We start from the raw sequence: 16,250 nt of genomic DNA, 5'->3' as shown, positions 1-16,250 counted from the left end.
TTAGATATATCGATTTTTATTATTAAACGTTATTAGTGCGATAGGCTGATTAAAGATGTACTCAAATATCTGATATACCATCCCCATTAAAGCTCTTATTGGCTCAAGAAACTGTCTTAAGATTCGTTTATCCAATAATCGACCCCACTGAAAGAAGCGCCTACATATGCTCCTTTGCCCTCCGACTTTCTCTTCTAATAAGTCAGTAAAAGAATGATTTTACTTCTCTAATTTTCCCTCGTCAAATTTCACATTAGGAAACTTCTCCTCATAATTAAAATCATTTCCTAATATTTTATCTGCCGCTTCCTTTAATATTGAATTATTATTTTTAGCATTTCTATGAGAATTACACTGACTATTTTCATTAATTCCCTTTAACAAATAAAGTAATTGTTCCCTATCAAAATGCTCTAAATCAGATATAACATACTCGTAAAAATTAAGGTCTGCCGCATCAAAACTAGTACTATAAACGAATTGTCTTATCATTAAATCGTAATATTCTCTTTTACAATCATTTTCATTAGCCCAACTCAATAGTATTTGTCTATCTTTTTTTGAAATAATATATTTTTTAGAAAACCTTTTTCTATATGTATACTCCTCATAATGAATATCTTTAATTAACATACCAAAGTGTTCTTCCATACTTGAGCATAAAAATGGCGAACGTAATTTATATTCCCACTCTGAATTAATAACTGATTCTATCCTAGTTTTAATATGTTCTTCCATTAAGTTATAACATTCTGGACACTCCGAAAAGAAAACAATTAAATACTTTAATATACTTTCTTCGTCCTCTTTTAATTTATTAAAGTAAACTTTATTCTCTTCTATATAACTGTACAAATTTTGCTTATATTTTATATACAAAATTTTTAATGTCCGATAATTAATACTTCTATTTGAATCACATTCTTCACTTTTACAGTTAAAAACTATGCCCCAAAAATCTTTGAATAAAGTATTTAACATTATTTTATTTGTGTTTTTTAAATATCTCGACTCTAAATATCTTTCGAGTTCTATATCCTCAGTGAAAAAGCTTTTGTGTCTTTCTAAATCTTCAAGTATTGTTATAAATACTTTTTTAGACATAATAGGATTCTTTACTAAAATTCCCTCTAACATATTTCTAATTAATGCTCTTACAGTTTCCTTATTGGGTGTAACTAACATATCTTCTTGTGTCAGAACGGGGTGAGCTGATAAATGTCTATATAACCTTAAAGAATCTAAGTTAATTTTGTCAGCGGATTCGAGGAAATAAGTCCTGTTTTTAATTTCATCAATTAATACTATCTCCCATCCGCCACTATTAGGGTTTTTACTTTGTTCTTCTTCAATTTTCTCTAAAATTTGCTTTGCAACTTCATCATTATACATTTCTTTTAAATCTTTCAATTTATAAATCAAGTCACATACTACTACAGAATACAGCATTACTACAGCTGAACGATAACTACCAGACACATATGACTGAATAACCTCACTAAAATATTCTTTTGTTTTAGGGTGGTAAATTTGTTCAGCATTTTGTTCAATTGAAAAATCAAGCATAGATGTAATCCCTCCAACACACTAGTATTATTTTCTTCATTAAGACTAATCCCTATAGATACTTATCAATCGTTCTATCATTCACTGACAAGTAATGCTTATTAATTGTTTCAAGGTTCTTATGACCACTTTGTTTTGCGATAGTCGCTAGGTCTGCACCTGCTTCATGCATTGCTGAAACCTGTGTCTTGCGTAGTGTATATGGAGCAAAGCCTAACCACTTGTGAATTGACTTCCTATAGGCAATATCTGATACCTGTGCGCTTGTATAGTTGTTGTGCTTGTCCACCTTAACTATTAGGTAACTATCGGAATCTAATCCGTAAGCGTTGATATAATCTTTGATAGCATTGACAACCTCTAGCGTTAATCGCTTCGTGTGCCATTCCTTCTGCTTCTGCAAGTAAACATTTACTGAACGATTCTTTAGGTCAATATGCTTCAATTGGATAGTAATCATTTCAGAAGGTCTACAAGCAGTTATCAAATTGAACAAGGCAATTGCTTTGGCTCTTGTATCAAGTTTATCAATCATAGCGACAACCTCATCTTTAGGTTGCGCTACTTGACCACAAACTTGCTTCTGTTCTGCATGTTCCATGCTGTTATACATCTGACGCAACAATGCTATACGCTTCTTCTGCTCCTCTGATTCTGCTTGTCCTAAGACATTAACAAGATAGTGCTTCACACTAGCCGACCTACGATTAAATGTACTTACCTTCAATCCTGATTCCACTGTATTTAGTAGGTAAGCTTCTAGAACTTCGAATGATAATTCCAAGCCTTGCTGTTCTGCAAATTGTTGAAATCGTTTGAAGTCACTAGCGTACATTTTCGATTTCTTATCCATTTGCACTTGAATTGCTTCATTAACTTTTCGAACCTTAGTCATTCGATGGAGATGAACCACTTTTTCTCCCATAAAAATCACAACCTTTTTTTAACTTTTATGTTAATTTAACCTTAACATTTTCAAGTTATGAAAAGTAACATTTTCGATATTTGAAGAGCGTTTCTAGCCTCTTCTTCAAAAAATTGAGACACTCTAACACTTAATCTATATGACTTATATTTATTTGTTAGCTACTTCAATATTATTCCCTAAAAATGTATGTTACTATATCTATTAAATAAATACTGACTTGAAATGAGGAATAAACATGGAATCATCTAAAAAGAAAGAACTCTTAAACCATCTGATTGAACGTATGAATATGATGACTTATGAAGAAAAAGAAATTAGCCTTAATGAATTTTTAAGTGAAGGCGAGGTGATTATTGGAAAACTTTTCGGAGAAAATTCAAAGCATGTTAACAAATTCAACGAAGTATCTTTCATTTCAATAGCAGCACTTTTTAGAAACGACGGTAACCAAAATACCTTTGTGGAAAAATTTAATGCCTTCGAGTCAGGTAAACTCTCCATGATAAATGTCTTAAAAGGCGCTTTAAAAGATATAGAATTAGAAGAGCTACTCTCTCCAACATCAAAATCAATAGAATCTACACTTGAGGTATCTACAGATAAAAGTAAAGTATTCATAGTACATGGTCATGACAATGAATTAAAAACCGAAGTAGCCCGTTTTGTAGAAAAGCTAGGTTTTGAAGCTGTTATACTTCATGAAAAAGCTAACGAGGGAAATACAATTATTGAGAAAATCGAGAAGAACTCCGATGTTGGTTTTGCAATTGTTTTATATACTCCATGTGACGATGGTAAATCAAAGTCATCTGAGCATCTTAACAGTAGAGCTAGACAAAATGTTGTTTTTGAACATGGTTTTTTTATTGCTAAACTAGGTCGTAAAAATGTTGTTGCTTTACATAAAGGTGAAGGTATTGAGCTACCTAATGATATTTCAGGTGTTGTTTATATTAAATATGAAGACGGTGCATGGAAAACTCAAATAGCCGATGAAATGGACGCTAGTGGATACGAAATCAACTATAGATTAGTAAGATAATCATTTTAAAATAACATAGTAACACTCTCAGACGCATCGAGAATCGAACAAGGGGTCAACCGTTTAACTCGATTGCGTTGGCGCTGTGTGCAGAAGGCATCCACAATATGGTGCTTCCCCAATGGTCGTTTTATGTTATCTTATCCCCTATCGTAAAGACCTTAGTTACTCTATGTAAATATCTGTATATAACCACATACTTTAATCAATGACACATTTTGACCTGCGACTTACTGCTCTTTCATCTACTTATCCATTGGTGAATTATTACAGGTTTATGATGCGATTCATCATGGATAAGCGATTGAATAAATTTGTATCGAGCGGTTTAGGTCTTATCGTATCGTTGTGGCAACAAACATGCGTTTGTGATACAGTTTTACAAAAATACTAATATAGTGAAATGTGGTAAAATTGTAAGGTGTTATTTTTTTTACAACAAACATATACAAAGGGAGATTTAAATGAAACTTATTAAATTTAGCGGTCTGTTACTCATAGCAATGCTGATTAGCGCTTGCGGTAATGATTCAACAGATTCAACTAACCCAACAAAAGAAGTCCAAGAAGAATCGTCACAAGCAAGTAGTAACAACCCAACAGAAGAAGAATGGCAAGCGTCATATCGCAAAATTGCATTATCAGAAGCTGACCGTTACATAGAGTTGACCGAAAAGAATGGCACACAAGAAGCTGACCGATTAGAATCTTATTCAGGGGTTATCAAACAACAAGCTGAAAAAATGACTGATGCAACTGATAAAGAGAATTTCATTCAATTAGCCGATATAGTTTTATCAGATAAGCTAGAAGAAGCTAAAGCACTCAAAGCCGAATTAGAACAATAATATTTCAATGAAAGGTCTTGTATGTAATTTGCAAGACCTTTTGTTATGCTTCCTCAACAATCACAAGAAAGCATCATAGAACCGACTGTCACGTGACCAACTATCCATTTGGACAATTCTCGATAGCTTACAATGCTGTTCTGCAACGCTTGAAAAAAAGCACACCAACTTAATGATGCGCTAAAAACTCTATTCAAATTAATCACAATTGATTGCCAACCCACTAAAGGTAAACTGTTCTAAATCTCCAAGTTTGAAGTGTTTCGTCTTTAATTCTATTAGAAAAAGCATATTGCAAATTAAACTGCTCACTTTTCCCCATTGCATATCCCTTTTTAGAATCATGAATAGCTTCAACATCTGATTCAGTAGGTTTATATTTCGAAATGAGTGCCGCTTCGACTTGATAGCCTAATTCTCTCAGTAAAAATAAAGTGTTGAAGATATAAAATCTTTTTTCAACATATTTAACCTGATAAGCAGGTTTGTTCTCTCTCTGTAATGTTAATTGGATTAATCTATCGGAAAAAGCCTTGAGGAATTGTGGCTTATCCTCCCACTGTTCTTCAGGAAGAAGTTCAATAACCTCAATTTTATAGCCTATGAATAAATTCTTTAATCCTTTTTCTTCGAGCATAGATACGACCTTTTCTCTAGCTTTAATTACATTTTTGTTATAATGCTTAAAATAATAATCGTTTCTAGAGATATTTTGCGAAGCTAGAATTTTGTCCATTTCACTATTAACATCATCAAATTCTTGTTGAGATGGTGAACTAACTGTATCATCTAAATGAATAAAGAAAAGAACTTCAATCTTCTTTATTTTGTTGTGCTTTTCCAACTGCTTAAAGGAATTTAATACAACTGCTCTATTTCTAGTAATAATGGTTGATTTAAAATTACTAACTACTTTTGCTACTTCATTTTTCCAATACAAATCAGTAAAGGCATTTGTATCAGCTATCTCATCTAATTCTTCTCTCGTAGTAAGTCCGAATAACTCAGCCCATTGAATTAAGGAATGTGCTTTGCCATCATTTACTTCATTATGACACAAAGCAAAATGTATGTAGTCTTTCATTAACAAATCAGCTTCCGTTAATTTCTTACCGTTATTAATACGAGAATCTGTTATTGGATTAGCTTCTTCATAAAGATTTGTAATCTCATACATTACAGGTTGACCTTTTTTCTTTTTTAAACGATTCCATGATTCACAGATTGATTCAACTTTCTTAGAATGTACCATTTTGTTTCAAGTAACCCTTTTTTAAAAAATGAGGATTATTTAATTCTGAACCACTATAGCCATATGCCATTGTCAATTCAATGAGTTCTTTCTCAGTGATTAATAACTTAGCTTTTTGCACTACTTTCTCTCCCCTAAAAATTTACCCCCGAATCAGAATATATATTAAATACATAAACCTATATAAATATATTTTGATTCGGGGGTATTTTGAAATTTGTATCTTGGGGACCCTGCGATTTTCCATGATTGCTCATATTGTCAGTATCTCCCGCTTCGCTTCCGATACTAACGAATATAAGCAATCCATGAAAATACGCTTTTCGTCCGTCCCCAAACCCCTTCACGAGCGTTGTACTTTCAATCTTTTTCTTCTTTTGGAACATAGCTCATATATTCATCAAGAAGATTTTGGTCAATAGATAAGGATTAATCTTATTTATTTATCAAATAAGAACGTTCGTAAAAATTAGTATATCACATAAATTACAATATACACAGCACTTTAGAACTTAGTGTTGTATACACTTGGACTTTATTTGATTCTTTAGAACTATAATAAATACTACAAACATTTAAATGGGCTGCAAATAAACAGATTAGAATTATGTTTCCTTAATTCCATAACAGAGATAGCTAATCAAACTAAAGATACTCCCTCAAACCCTTTGCTACTTCCTCAACATCTAAATCAAGATACTGTGTTGTAACTGCTAAATCACTATGACCGAGAGCTTTTGAGATTAATGCTACACTCGCTCCCTTGTCATGTAAGTTCTTCGCATAAGCCCTTCTGATAGCGTGTGCATTGATATTCTCAAGTCCATAGCGCTTAGCATACTTAGTAAGTTGTTTAGAAATGGCATTGTTGGTTGACTTCGTGTTTAATGTTGTTGCCTTCAAGGATATAAACAAGTTGGCATTACTTTCTCCATAGTGTTCTCTAAGCTTGTCATTACATTGAATTAGTATTCGATATAAATCAATTAATTGGTCATCTATTGGTAACTTCAACACTTGGTGGTTTTTCAATATCGCTCCATCTAGCACAAGAACTTTGTTTCCCCAATCAATATGTCGCTCATTTAACTGCCCTAGTGTATTTATGCGAATCCCTGTCTTGTACATCGTTAAAATAGCAGTTACATCTCTCAGACCAATGAATGTACTTTTGTCAATCAACGAAACTAGAACTGCTATGTCATTAGGCTTTGCTCCCTTTTTAACCTTCTTATCTACCTTTACATTGATTGCTTGCCAAAAGTTCAAGCTCAGCCATCCATTGATGAAACACTTGCCTAAGAACGATTTCAGAACCTTTAGACGTGTTAGCTTTGTTTGATTCACCACCTGCATACTGTCCAGCCATAAGTAAATCGTGTCTACTGTGATTTCTTCCAAATAGGTGACCCCTGTACTCTTTGCAAAGTTCAATAGGACTGTATTGTAATCTTTGATAGTTCGAGGACGATAACCACTCACTTCCATTTGATTAACGATAGTCCCTAAAGCTTCTGTAAAGGGCTTGTAACGAGCTGTGACATTCTTTTCTTCTTTGATAGAAGCGGTAAGCTTTTTAGTTGTCAGTGAGAAGTCTACGTCAAATAATCCTGTCTTTTTGGTCATAAAAAAATCCTCCATTCAATTGAATTGGAAGATAATTTCGGTACGCTATTCACGTAATTTCTTAGGGTAATAAAAAAGGGATTCAGCAACAGTGACCGAAGCCCTGACCGAATCCCTAGTTTCTCACAAATCCAATTGTATCAAAGGTTTGTGACTGATTTTAGTACGTCCCAGGAGGGATTCGAACCCCCGACCGACGGCTTAGAAGGCCGTTGCTCTATCCTGCTGAGCTACTGAGACATGATGTCGTTTCTTATGTATTCCATAGGAAGGACAATACTTATTATATGTAATTTATAGCATAATGTCAACATTAATTTTACTATGTAGGCAAGGTTTGCCTCATATTTTTTATCATATGTTGCCACAGCATTCATTATACCATTTCTTCACCCTCTTAACAGGACGAATAGCAAAATATTTGCTACACTATTGGCGATAAAAAAGTAGGAGGTATGCGGATGTTTAAAGATTTAGTCGTTATTGTCACAGGTGGTGCACAAGGAATTGGTAAGGGCATTACGCTTGCATATGCACAACAAGGTGCAAAAGTGGTGATTGCTGATTTGAATGCAGGCTTAGGTCAACAGTTAGCACAGGATATGCTTGCTCAGGGCTACTCTGCATTATTTGTTCCAACGGATGTGACAAAGGAACAGGATATCATTCATTTGATGCAGCGAGCTGTTGAGCAATATGGGACCATCCATATTTTAATTAATAATGCTGGGAAGTTTCAGCATCAATCTCCTTACGAGGTGACGTTTGATGAGTGGCATGATTTGTTGCAGACGAATTTAACGAGTACCTTTTTCTGTGCCAGAGAGGCTGCAAAAGTGATGCGACATAATGCTAAGGGTGGTTCCATTGTTTCGCTGGCCTCAACGCGAGCTGAAATGTCGGAGCCTCATACAGAAGCTTATGCGGCTACAAAGGGTGGGATTGTGGCGTTAACACATGCTTTAGCGCGGTCTTTAGGGCCAGATCAAATTACTGTGAATTGTATTTCACCTGGGTGGATTGAAACAGGTGATTACGAGACACTACGGCCAATCGATCATGCGCAGCATTTGTCAGGCAGGGTTGGTCTGCCTGAAGATATTGCACAGGCTTGTCTCTATTTAACAAACCCGATGAATAACTTTGTGACAGGGATTAATCTTACAGTTGATGGTGGTATGACGAAGAAAATGATGTATGAAGCGTAATTTTGTCGTCTCTTCTTTTCTTTCTTGTTCTTCATATTCAGTAATACCTTGGAGTATGCTACTGTAGGAAAAAGAACAAGAAGGAGTGAAGCCTTGTACCCCTATGCAAATGGTTTTTCATTAAGCCAACTGTATCACGCTCCCTATACGCACTATACAGCTCCGATTCGTCACTTTTTACAGTCTAATGATTACCGACGCTGTATTAGTAAAAGCGAAGCGGATTTTATGGCTATGAACCGCTTACTTTGGATGGAGCATGTGAATTGGACACGGATGACCATTATTAGCATTGTGTTTAATTTGCCTGATTTACCTTTTGTACAGCAGCGTTTGCTACGCAATGCAATCGATTTAGGGAATTGTCTACGCCCCTTTTACGGCGACTCCGTGGCGGATCGTTATGCAGCTTTAATTAAAGAGCATCTGGTAATTGCGGCTCAATTAGTGACAGCTGCAGCAAAAGGAGACGCTACCACAGCGGAAGCAAAAGAGAAGGAATGGTATCGTAATGCAGATGATATTGCTTTCTTTTTGCATACAATCAATCCATACCTAAGTAGAGAGGCAGTACAAAAAATGTTTTATACGCATTTAGCTTTAACGAAAAATGAAGCGGTCACCATGATACAAAAAGATTATCAGGCAGATGTCGATGTATTTGATGAAATTGAAGCAGAGGCACTTGCGATGTCAGATATGATTGCCAGCGCCATCGTGATGCAATTTTGTTACCTCTTTTAATGTAAAAATCTTGATGCATTTATGTCCATTTTACGCTCAACTGCTGGAGGAAAAACTCTCGCCACTTTGTTTTTGGCATAATGTGCACGAGGCTGCATGCCTTGGAAGCTCCCCTTCATAAAAGAGGCTAATGTATTGCTTTGAATCGTTACTGTCGCTCGCTTTAATTCCCATGGGGAGTGGTGAATATCAATGCGGAAAAGTGTATCCTTCCATTTCGCCCATGAATGATAACGCTCTACAATCCATTGGTCGAAATTAGTATTGGTCTTGTCTCCTATTGTACAAGTAACCCTCAATCTTTCATCACTTACTTTGTAATGGCTTGTATATGAATAGTGATCCCCTCTTTGTTTTACTAAGATATTGGAATGGCGATATGGCAAGCTCCCTATTGCCGTAATTTTTGATAGGAAATAATTCGTCACATCTAAATGAAAAAAATAGATGCCTTTCATGCCGTTGTACTCCACATATGTTCGGACATTCAACTGTAAATAAGTGTTCATCCCAAGAAGAGGTGGTAGAAAGCGTAGCCGATGTCGATAAACTTTAAAAAGGACAGCGCTGATCCAAGCATTTTGCTCAAATAGATCGAGCTTCAGTTCTTGAGGTACATGTTTTTCGAGTTCTTGAGGGGCTATCGGCCAATGTAAAAATAAAACATCTTGCCATGTTTGAGTCATCATCCACATAGTAAAACTCCTTTCTAATCACTAGTTTTTCCTAGAAAGGAGTTATTCAAACAAACGGTCTATTGATCCTGCTCAGCAGACTCTATTTCGACATAACGATAATATAAATTTCGTAATTCAGATTCTTTATATAAGCCTAAATGATTTTTAAATTGAGGATGAACCATTATTCCATGAGCACGTAATACTTTGACAAACCAACCCTTTGAATACTTATGCACCGACCCTATTCTCCTTTATCTTTATTCATACATAGAATATGCGTTTGAGTACGGGAGAGTGCCTTTATACAAATAAATAAAAACGAGAGAATAACTAGCTCTCGTTTTTACTTATGTGCCACAAAACGTACGATATGGTTGATTCGTCGGTTCAGGTAATGAAGCGTATTCTTGTTGTTCATTCGTATGAGCGTAGGGCTGAGCAAGGATTTTTAGGAAGTTGTTCATCACACTATAATCGCCTCGTTCAACAGCCGCTTCCAAAGCTTCTTCTACCCTATGATTACGGGGAATAACAGCTGGATTATGTTGACGCATTAATTGTTGTGACATGTCTTTTGTTTGCTGCTGTCTTGCTAATCGAGCTTGCCATTTGTGATGCCAGTCTTTAAAAGCTGAGGCATTAAATAATGGGGAAACCTCCAATTGCTCAAACGTTAAGGCAATAAATGTATTGGTATAATCAGCTTGGTATTGCTGCATAAGCTGAAGAAGCTCTTCAACAAGCTTGATGTCTTCTTGCTCCTCATTAAAAATGCCTAGCTTTGCACGCATTCCTTCCAACCAATTTTCTACATATAATTTTGGATACTGTTGTAGGGTATCTTGTGCCAGTTGAATGGCTTTTTCTTGATCATCATCAATTAAAGGTAGTAAGGACTCAGCTAAGCGAGTTAAATTCCAGCCACCAATGTTGGGCTGATTTCCATAAGCATAACGTCCTTGGCGATCAATAGAGCTAAACACAGTCGCGGGATCATAGATGTCCATGAATGCACAAGGACCATAATCAATGGTTTCACCGCTAATGGTCATATTATCTGTGTTCATGACGCCATGAATAAAGCCCACTAACTGCCACTTGGCTATAAGGGACGCTTGTTTCTTCATGACTTCTTGTAGCAAATAAAGATAACGATTTTGACCGCCAATATTAGCTGGGTAATGTCGTTCTAATGCATAATCAGCTAAGAGCTGTAGCTCCTCATCTGTACCCCATTGCGCGGCATATTGAAAGGTCCCTACCCGCAAATGGCTACTTGCAACTCGTGTGACAATAGCGCCTGGTAGTTCCGTTTCTCGTATAATCATTTCACCTGTAGTTACTACTGCTAGACTGCGTGAAGTGGGAATACCTAACGCAAACATCGCTTCACTCATGATATACTCCCTTAGCATTGGACCTAATGCGGCTCGTCCATCCCCTCCACGAGAATAAGGTGTTCTACCTGATCCTTTTAGAGCAATGTCATATCGATCGTTTTGAGGTGTGATTTGTTCCCCATATAATAGAGCTCTACCGTCACCTAGCATATTAAAATGACCAAATTGATGCCCTGCGTAGGCCTGTGCAATCGGTTCGCCACCTTCTGGGATTGTATTACCAGCTAAAACAGCTAAAGCTTCCTCACTCTTTAAAGCCTGAATGTCTAATCCGAGTGATGCTGCAACTGCTTCATTTAACAAGATCAATTTTGGTGAACGAACAGGATTTAACGATATGTCGGAATAAAAAATACTTGGTAGTTGAACGTAACTATTATCAAAATGCCAGCCAATTGTTTTTTCCATGTTTTCTCCTTTATTGCCTTTACGATTTATTTTTGCTATTTCAGCATTAATCATTCCTAGTCAATTTTACCACTATCAGCAGCCCAAATAAAAATCCGCATACTTTGATAGTCATGCGGATTTTCCCTATTATTGTCGGTCAAATGTATATGTAGCCATACATTGATTGTCATCTGTCATGCAATCGACTTTAAAAGATGTTGCATTGATTTCCACAACAGCAAAGCTTTTCTCTTTACGACCACGTGGTTTTAATAAGCTGCCCGGATTTAAAAATAAGATATCATCCATCATTTCGGCACCGAGAATATGAGAATGACCAAAACAAACGATTTGTGCACCTACTTCTTTTGCACGATAGGATAAGGATAAGATGGAATTTTTCACATTGAATAAATGACCGTGTGTCACAAAAATCTTTACATCATGGACAGTGAAAATTTCTTCTTCGGGGAAAGCTTTCTCACGATCACAGTTTCCACGTACTTTTTTCAATCCTTCTAATGCCGTATGTGAGTAGGGAAGTTCACTATCTCCACAATGAATCACAACAGCTATTTCAGGATAAAAGCCTTTAACCTTTTCGATGACATGGCTATCACCATGTGTATCGCTCATAACAAGTATTTTCATGGATATCACCTCTTATTTGATAAGATTCGGTAATTGCTCCTTTAACTTGCGGATGGCATTGCCACGGTGAGAAATAGAGCCTTTTTCCTCTGGTGAAAGCTCTGCCATCATACGATTTAAGCTTGGCACGAAAAAGATTGGATCATAGCCAAAGCCATTCGTTCCACGCTTTTCATGGGCAATGACACCTTCACATGTGCCAAATACCGTTGTTGTTGCAAAATCAGGTCCTGCAATTGCAATACAGCAGCAAAAACGTGCTGACCGCTTGTCATCTTCGACACCTTGTAAATTTTCTAACAGCTTGATCATGTTTGCTTCATCATCATGGTCACCAGCATAGCGAGCAGAATACACGCCTGGTTCACCATTTAATGCATCTACTGCTAAGCCACTATCATCTGCAATAACAATGGTACCAAGCTCCTTCGCTAATGCTTCTGCTTTTAAGATGGCATTTTCTTCGAATGTTGTTCCTGTTTCTTCTATTTCCATTTCTGGTGCCACTTCAAACATTGTCACGACTTCATAACCAAGTGGGCCAAATAATGCTTCAAAGTCTTTTGCTTTTCCTTTATTTTTTGTGGCGATGACTACTTGTTTCATACTATTGATTCCCTCCAACCTTGTTTGCCAGTTCACCAAGCGTTATTTTTTGAAGTTCAACTAATTGTTGTATGCCTTTTTCACCTAGTGCTAACAATTCATTTAGTTCTTGACGAGAAAAAGTGGCTTCCTCTCCAGTACCTTGTATTTCTACAAATCGTCCTGCGCCCGTCATTACAATGTTCATATCAACAGCTGCAGCCACATCTTCTACATAATTTAAATCGAGAATAGCACCTTGTTCTTCTACAATCCCAACACTTGTTGCTGCCAAAAAGTCTGTTACTGGGAATTTTTCGAATGGCTTTTCTTCAGCAAATTTAGCAATGGCTTGTGTCATGGCAACAAATGCTCCCGTAATGGATGCTGTACGAGTACCACCATCAGCTTGAATGACATCACAGTCAATCCATACAGTACGTTCGCCTAGCGCCTCTAAATCGACTACAGCACGTAATGCACGCCCAATTAAGCGCTGAATCTCCATTGTACGTCCATTGACTTTCCCACGAGAGGATTCACGTGGTGTACGTTGAGCGGTTGCACGAGGCAGCATGGAATATTCAGCTGTGATCCATCCTTTCCCTTGCCCACGTAAAAAGCCAGGTACCTTGTCTTCAATCGTTGCTGTGCAAATTACTTTTGTATTGCCTACTTGAATTAATACGGAGCCTTCTGGATGTAATAGATACTCGCTATCTATTTTCACAGGTCTTAGCCCATCTGCATTTCTACCATCAAATCTTGTCATATTTTTCGTTCCTCCTAAAAACTTTCGCGCCCTCATCTTATCATAATTTGTGCCATCAAAAAAGTACTCAATGGTGGCTTATGTACAATGCTGAAAACGGCAAAAATCAGCCTAGCCTGTTGCTAAGCTGATTTTTTATTTTAATGTGATACGTTTTATGTCGAGAGTACCTTGTTCTAACCAATTCTCAGCAATCGAATGGAAAATTGGAACAGAACCAGTTGCAAAAAATTTGTGAGCAGGCACCGCATTTGCATTTGCTAAAGTGCCGTTATACGCTAACATTTCCTGAACATCCTTTGCTGTTTCCTCCGCAGAAGATAGTACATTCACATCTTCTCCGACAACAGCTTCAATTTGTTTTTGTAGAATAGGATAATGTGTACACCCTAAAATAACCGTATCAAATTGTCGATTTTTCAACGGCTTTAAGCCTTCAGCTATTAAATTATTTGCAAAGTCACCTTTATATTCGCCACTTTCTACAAGTGGCACGAATGTTGGACAAGCTAGTGGAATAATATGTGTTGACGTATTGAGTGACAACAAGGCTTCTTCATACGCCCCACTTTTAATCGTTCCTTCTGTTGCAAGCACAACGACTTCATGTCGCTTCGTTTTCTTTACAGCTGCACGTGCGCCAGCATTGATAACACCTAGTACCGGAAAAGGCATATTTCTTTGTAAACTTTCGAGTGCTACTGCAGTCGCTGTATTACAAGCTATAACGAGCATCTTAACATTCATTTTTTCGAGTGCTTTTGCCATTTGCCAAGTAAAATTCCGTACTTCCTGACGACTTCTTGGACCATACGGACACCTTGCTGTATCGCCAATATAATAAATCGTTTCGTTTGGCAACCGCTTCATGATTTCTTTTGCTACGGTTAAACCGCCTACTCCTGAGTCAATAACGCCTATCGGGGCATTCATACTTTCCGCCTCAATCCTGTTTCATGTGTACATGTAGTTTCTCTAAGTAGCTTGATAATTGCGCGACTTCTTGTTCATTAAAACCAACAAGCATCTCTTGCAAGTATTGCTGTCTTTTTTCAATAACTTCTTGAATAATACGTTCGCCTTTTTCGAGAAGATGAACGACAACGACACGGCGATCATTTTCATCACGCACACGCTTGACTAATTCATTTTTCTCCATTCGGTCCACTAAATCTGTTGTCGTGCTAAAAGCTAAATATAAACGGTTTGATAATTCGCCAATTGTAATATCACCAAGCTCTTCTAACCACTGTAATGCAACAAATTGTGGCGGCGTAATCGCATAATCGGAAACAATTTCTCTTCCCTTTTGCTTCACGATGGCCGCTATATAGCGTAATTCCTTTTCAACCGTTGCAACGGTTTCAGGTGAGTGCTTTGTTACTTCATCCGACATATAACTATTTCACTCCTAAAAATACGTTGAATAGTTCTATTTTGTCGTTTTTTTCACGAAATAGCAAGTGTCCATTAGTCTAATTTAAATTCTTCCAAGCGTAACAGCTCAATTAACGCCTGAGATCGATTCGTTACACCTAGCTTTTGAATTGTATTGGAAATGTGATTTCGCACTGTTTTTTCACTAATACCAAGCTGCTCTGCAATATCTCTCGTTGTTTTTTCAGCTAATAAAAGCGCAAATATTTCACGTTCTCGGTTTGTTAAAAGAGAACGATGATGAGAGCCATTCATTCAGTTACACCCTCCTCCCCCGCACGTATTGTAACTTATGTTAAGGGGCAGGAAGCGGTGACGGCTATTTGCATGATTATTCCATGTTTCCTTAAAAATTTCGAAAATTACATAGATACATTCGTAAATTTTACTTAAAATGTAATTCCTACTATTTTAATAAATTTACATATAGTTACATATTGAACTAGTGAGGTAGAATAGCCAACTGAATTAATTTCGTTTTTTCTTCCTCTGAGATCGGCACACTTTTACCTGTGCGAGGGTCCATTTGCACAATCGTTCCACGACCAGTGAAACAAATTTCGTCCTTTTGATTTTTTGCTAGATAATGAATATCCATCGACGAATTCCCAACTTGCGCGATTTTTGTATAAATGCGTAGAACATCATCAAAGAAAACCTGCTTTACATAATCACATTGTAAATCGGCTACTATTGGTATAGATTGTACATCATCCCCTGCAGAAGGCATTAAAATACCTAAATGTCGGAAATAATCAATTCTTGCTTGCTCAAAATATGTAAAGCTAATCGTATTGTTCATATGACCATACATGTCTGTTTCTGAAAATCGCACGCGTACCTCACTATAAAATGAAAATCCCTTTTCCCACTCTTGAAAATTATCGATATAATTTGCCTTCATGATATACCATCCCCTGTCATGTAATTGACCGTCTGATCATCAAGCGAGTTATGATGACGGTTAACAAAATGAATACATATTCATTATAAAAGAAAATGCTATATTATCATAGAAAAAACACGAATAATCATCTTGTTGACTATTCATTTCTATAACTATAAAAAACTCCCTCACACAAAGTGTAAGGGAGTTTCATGTTGTTGAAAAAAGATGATGT

General features: G+C 36.6%; 19 protein-coding genes and 1 tRNA gene. 4 read left to right on the top strand and 16 right to left on the bottom strand.

All coding sequences use genetic code 11. The annotated features are described in order from the left end of the window. Nucleotides 1–219: 219 nt before the first annotated feature. Both ACEVFT_RS02245 and ACEVFT_RS02240 read right to left on the bottom strand, forming a co-directional pair. Nucleotides 220–1,566, bottom strand: coding sequence for a hypothetical protein (locus ACEVFT_RS02245; RefSeq protein ID WP_393947900.1), 1,347 nt, complete (start codon nucleotides 1,564–1,566; stop codon nucleotides 220–222). Between the two features lie 52 nt (nucleotides 1,567–1,618). Next, nucleotides 1,619–2,491: a tyrosine-type recombinase/integrase gene (locus ACEVFT_RS02240; RefSeq protein ID WP_393947898.1), complete on the bottom strand. Its 873-nt coding sequence runs from the start codon at nucleotides 2,489–2,491 to the stop codon at nucleotides 1,619–1,621. Between the two features lie 238 nt (nucleotides 2,492–2,729). On the opposite strand from ACEVFT_RS02240, the gene ACEVFT_RS02235 reads away from it, so the two are divergent. Both ACEVFT_RS02235 and ACEVFT_RS02230 read left to right on the top strand, forming a co-directional pair. After that, on the top strand, nucleotides 2,730–3,536 hold the full coding sequence (locus ACEVFT_RS02235) for a TIR domain-containing protein (protein ID WP_393947896.1): 807 nt from the start codon (nucleotides 2,730–2,732) through the stop codon (nucleotides 3,534–3,536). Between the two features lie 464 nt (nucleotides 3,537–4,000). After that, nucleotides 4,001–4,384 carry a hypothetical protein gene (locus tag ACEVFT_RS02230; RefSeq protein ID WP_393947894.1) on the top strand — a complete coding sequence of 128 codons (384 nt, stop codon included), beginning with the start codon at nucleotides 4,001–4,003 and terminating at the stop codon, nucleotides 4,382–4,384. Nucleotides 4,385–4,607: 223 nt separating this feature from the next. Here the strand turns inward: ACEVFT_RS02230 and ACEVFT_RS02225 are convergent, their stop codons facing one another. The 4 genes from ACEVFT_RS02225 to ACEVFT_RS02210 all read right to left on the bottom strand — a co-directional run bounded on the left by ACEVFT_RS02225 (nucleotide 4,608) and on the right by ACEVFT_RS02210 (nucleotide 7,502). Continuing rightward, a complete protein-coding gene (locus tag ACEVFT_RS02225; RefSeq protein ID WP_393947892.1) occupies nucleotides 4,608–5,636 on the bottom strand; it encodes a hypothetical protein in 1,029 nt (342 codons plus the stop codon). Then, nucleotides 5,623–5,757 (bottom strand): hypothetical protein, encoded by a 135-nt coding sequence (locus ACEVFT_RS02220; protein ID WP_393947890.1) that lies wholly within the window; start codon nucleotides 5,755–5,757, stop codon nucleotides 5,623–5,625. Before ACEVFT_RS02220 ends, ACEVFT_RS02225 begins: the two co-directional genes overlap by 14 nt. Nucleotides 5,758–6,281: 524 nt before the next feature. Further along, on the bottom strand, nucleotides 6,282–7,262 hold the full coding sequence (locus tag ACEVFT_RS02215) for a tyrosine-type recombinase/integrase (protein ID WP_393947888.1): 981 nt from the start codon (nucleotides 7,260–7,262) through the stop codon (nucleotides 6,282–6,284). A gap of 166 nt (nucleotides 7,263–7,428) precedes the next feature. Then, nucleotides 7,429–7,502: transfer RNA gene (locus ACEVFT_RS02210), tRNA-Arg, on the bottom strand. Nucleotides 7,503–7,723: 221 nt separating this feature from the next. Between ACEVFT_RS02210 and ACEVFT_RS02205 the strand changes: the two genes are divergently transcribed. Then, complete coding sequence (locus ACEVFT_RS02205; RefSeq protein ID WP_393947886.1) at nucleotides 7,724–8,470, top strand: SDR family NAD(P)-dependent oxidoreductase; 747 nt, start codon at nucleotides 7,724–7,726, stop codon at nucleotides 8,468–8,470. A gap of 93 nt (nucleotides 8,471–8,563) precedes the next feature. Further along, complete coding sequence (locus tag ACEVFT_RS02200) at nucleotides 8,564–9,214, top strand: hypothetical protein (protein ID WP_393947884.1); 651 nt, start codon at nucleotides 8,564–8,566, stop codon at nucleotides 9,212–9,214. Here the strand turns inward: ACEVFT_RS02200 and ACEVFT_RS02195 are convergent. The 10 genes from ACEVFT_RS02195 to ACEVFT_RS02150 all read right to left on the bottom strand — a co-directional run bounded on the left by ACEVFT_RS02195 (nucleotide 9,211) and on the right by ACEVFT_RS02150 (nucleotide 16,033). Next, nucleotides 9,211–9,909: a YqjF family protein gene (locus ACEVFT_RS02195; protein WP_393947883.1), complete on the bottom strand. Its 699-nt coding sequence runs from the start codon at nucleotides 9,907–9,909 to the stop codon at nucleotides 9,211–9,213. The two genes, ACEVFT_RS02200 and ACEVFT_RS02195, sit on opposite strands and share 4 nt — an antisense overlap. Before the next feature lie 59 nt (nucleotides 9,910–9,968). After that, nucleotides 9,969–10,130, bottom strand: coding sequence for a DUF2639 domain-containing protein (locus tag ACEVFT_RS02190; RefSeq protein WP_205444831.1), 162 nt, complete (start codon nucleotides 10,128–10,130; stop codon nucleotides 9,969–9,971). A 111-nt stretch (nucleotides 10,131–10,241) separates the two neighbouring features. Then, complete coding sequence (locus ACEVFT_RS02185) at nucleotides 10,242–11,702, bottom strand: protein adenylyltransferase SelO (protein WP_393947882.1); 1,461 nt, start codon at nucleotides 11,700–11,702, stop codon at nucleotides 10,242–10,244. Between the two features lie 129 nt (nucleotides 11,703–11,831). After that, nucleotides 11,832–12,335, bottom strand: coding sequence for a metallophosphoesterase (locus ACEVFT_RS02180; RefSeq protein WP_205444834.1), 504 nt, complete (start codon nucleotides 12,333–12,335; stop codon nucleotides 11,832–11,834). Nucleotides 12,336–12,347: 12 nt separating this feature from the next. Further along, nucleotides 12,348–12,941, bottom strand: coding sequence for an XTP/dITP diphosphatase (locus ACEVFT_RS02175; RefSeq protein ID WP_393947880.1), 594 nt, complete (start codon nucleotides 12,939–12,941; stop codon nucleotides 12,348–12,350). Nucleotide 12,942: 1 nt separating this feature from the next. Beyond that, nucleotides 12,943–13,692, bottom strand: coding sequence for a ribonuclease PH (gene rph, locus ACEVFT_RS02170; protein WP_205444838.1), 750 nt, complete (start codon nucleotides 13,690–13,692; stop codon nucleotides 12,943–12,945). A 135-nt stretch (nucleotides 13,693–13,827) separates the two neighbouring features. Then, a complete protein-coding gene (gene racE, locus ACEVFT_RS02165; RefSeq protein ID WP_393947878.1) occupies nucleotides 13,828–14,625 on the bottom strand; it encodes a glutamate racemase in 798 nt (265 codons plus the stop codon). A gap of 10 nt (nucleotides 14,626–14,635) precedes the next feature. Next, the gene (locus ACEVFT_RS02160) at nucleotides 14,636–15,088 is read right to left on the bottom strand and encodes a MarR family winged helix-turn-helix transcriptional regulator (protein WP_016991542.1); all 453 of its coding nucleotides are present in this window, start codon (nucleotides 15,086–15,088) and stop codon (nucleotides 14,636–14,638) included. Between the two features lie 74 nt (nucleotides 15,089–15,162). Then, the gene (locus tag ACEVFT_RS02155; protein ID WP_004226437.1) at nucleotides 15,163–15,384 is read right to left on the bottom strand and encodes a helix-turn-helix domain-containing protein; all 222 of its coding nucleotides are present in this window, start codon (nucleotides 15,382–15,384) and stop codon (nucleotides 15,163–15,165) included. A gap of 187 nt (nucleotides 15,385–15,571) precedes the next feature. Further along, nucleotides 15,572–16,033 (bottom strand): acyl-CoA thioesterase, encoded by a 462-nt coding sequence (locus tag ACEVFT_RS02150; RefSeq protein ID WP_393947876.1) that lies wholly within the window; start codon nucleotides 16,031–16,033, stop codon nucleotides 15,572–15,574. Nucleotides 16,034–16,250: the final 217 nt, after the last annotated feature.

The sequence above is a fragment of the Lysinibacillus sp. PWR01 genome (genome assembly GCF_043359455.1).
Classification (GTDB): Bacteria; Bacillota; Bacilli; order Bacillales_A; family Planococcaceae; genus Lysinibacillus; species Lysinibacillus fusiformis_F.
This window is presented reverse-complemented; position numbering and strand designations above follow the sequence as displayed.

What these genes read in the sequence shown, in the direction of transcription:
- ACEVFT_RS02150 (WP_393947876.1), bottom strand. Translation starts at nt 16,033, where the DNA reads ATGAAGGCAAATTATATCGATAATTTTCAAGAGTGGGAAAAGGGATTT.
- ACEVFT_RS02160 (WP_016991542.1), bottom strand. Translation starts at nt 15,088, where the DNA reads ATGTCGGATGAAGTAACAAAGCACTCACCTGAAACCGTTGCAACGGTT.
- ACEVFT_RS02225 (WP_393947892.1), bottom strand. Translation starts at nt 5,636, where the DNA reads ATGGTACATTCTAAGAAAGTTGAATCAATCTGTGAATCATGGAATCGT.
- ACEVFT_RS02155 (WP_004226437.1), bottom strand. Translation starts at nt 15,384, where the DNA reads ATGAATGGCTCTCATCATCGTTCTCTTTTAACAAACCGAGAACGTGAA.
- racE (WP_393947878.1), bottom strand. Translation starts at nt 14,625, where the DNA reads ATGAATGCCCCGATAGGCGTTATTGACTCAGGAGTAGGCGGTTTAACC.
- ACEVFT_RS02185 (WP_393947882.1), bottom strand. Translation starts at nt 11,702, where the DNA reads ATGGAAAAAACAATTGGCTGGCATTTTGATAATAGTTACGTTCAACTA.
- ACEVFT_RS02205 (WP_393947886.1), top strand. Translation starts at nt 7,724, where the DNA reads ATGTTTAAAGATTTAGTCGTTATTGTCACAGGTGGTGCACAAGGAATT.
- ACEVFT_RS02195 (WP_393947883.1), bottom strand. Translation starts at nt 9,909, where the DNA reads ATGTGGATGATGACTCAAACATGGCAAGATGTTTTATTTTTACATTGG.
- ACEVFT_RS02245 (WP_393947900.1), bottom strand. Translation starts at nt 1,566, where the DNA reads ATGCTTGATTTTTCAATTGAACAAAATGCTGAACAAATTTACCACCCT.
- ACEVFT_RS02215 (WP_393947888.1), bottom strand. Translation starts at nt 7,262, where the DNA reads ATGACCAAAAAGACAGGATTATTTGACGTAGACTTCTCACTGACAACT.
- ACEVFT_RS02180 (WP_205444834.1), bottom strand. Translation starts at nt 12,335, where the DNA reads ATGAAAATACTTGTTATGAGCGATACACATGGTGATAGCCATGTCATC.
- ACEVFT_RS02235 (WP_393947896.1), top strand. Translation starts at nt 2,730, where the DNA reads ATGGAATCATCTAAAAAGAAAGAACTCTTAAACCATCTGATTGAACGT.
- ACEVFT_RS02175 (WP_393947880.1), bottom strand. Translation starts at nt 12,941, where the DNA reads ATGAAACAAGTAGTCATCGCCACAAAAAATAAAGGAAAAGCAAAAGAC.
- ACEVFT_RS02240 (WP_393947898.1), bottom strand. Translation starts at nt 2,491, where the DNA reads ATGGGAGAAAAAGTGGTTCATCTCCATCGAATGACTAAGGTTCGAAAA.
- rph (WP_205444838.1), bottom strand. Translation starts at nt 13,692, where the DNA reads ATGACAAGATTTGATGGTAGAAATGCAGATGGGCTAAGACCTGTGAAA.
- ACEVFT_RS02230 (WP_393947894.1), top strand. Translation starts at nt 4,001, where the DNA reads ATGAAACTTATTAAATTTAGCGGTCTGTTACTCATAGCAATGCTGATT.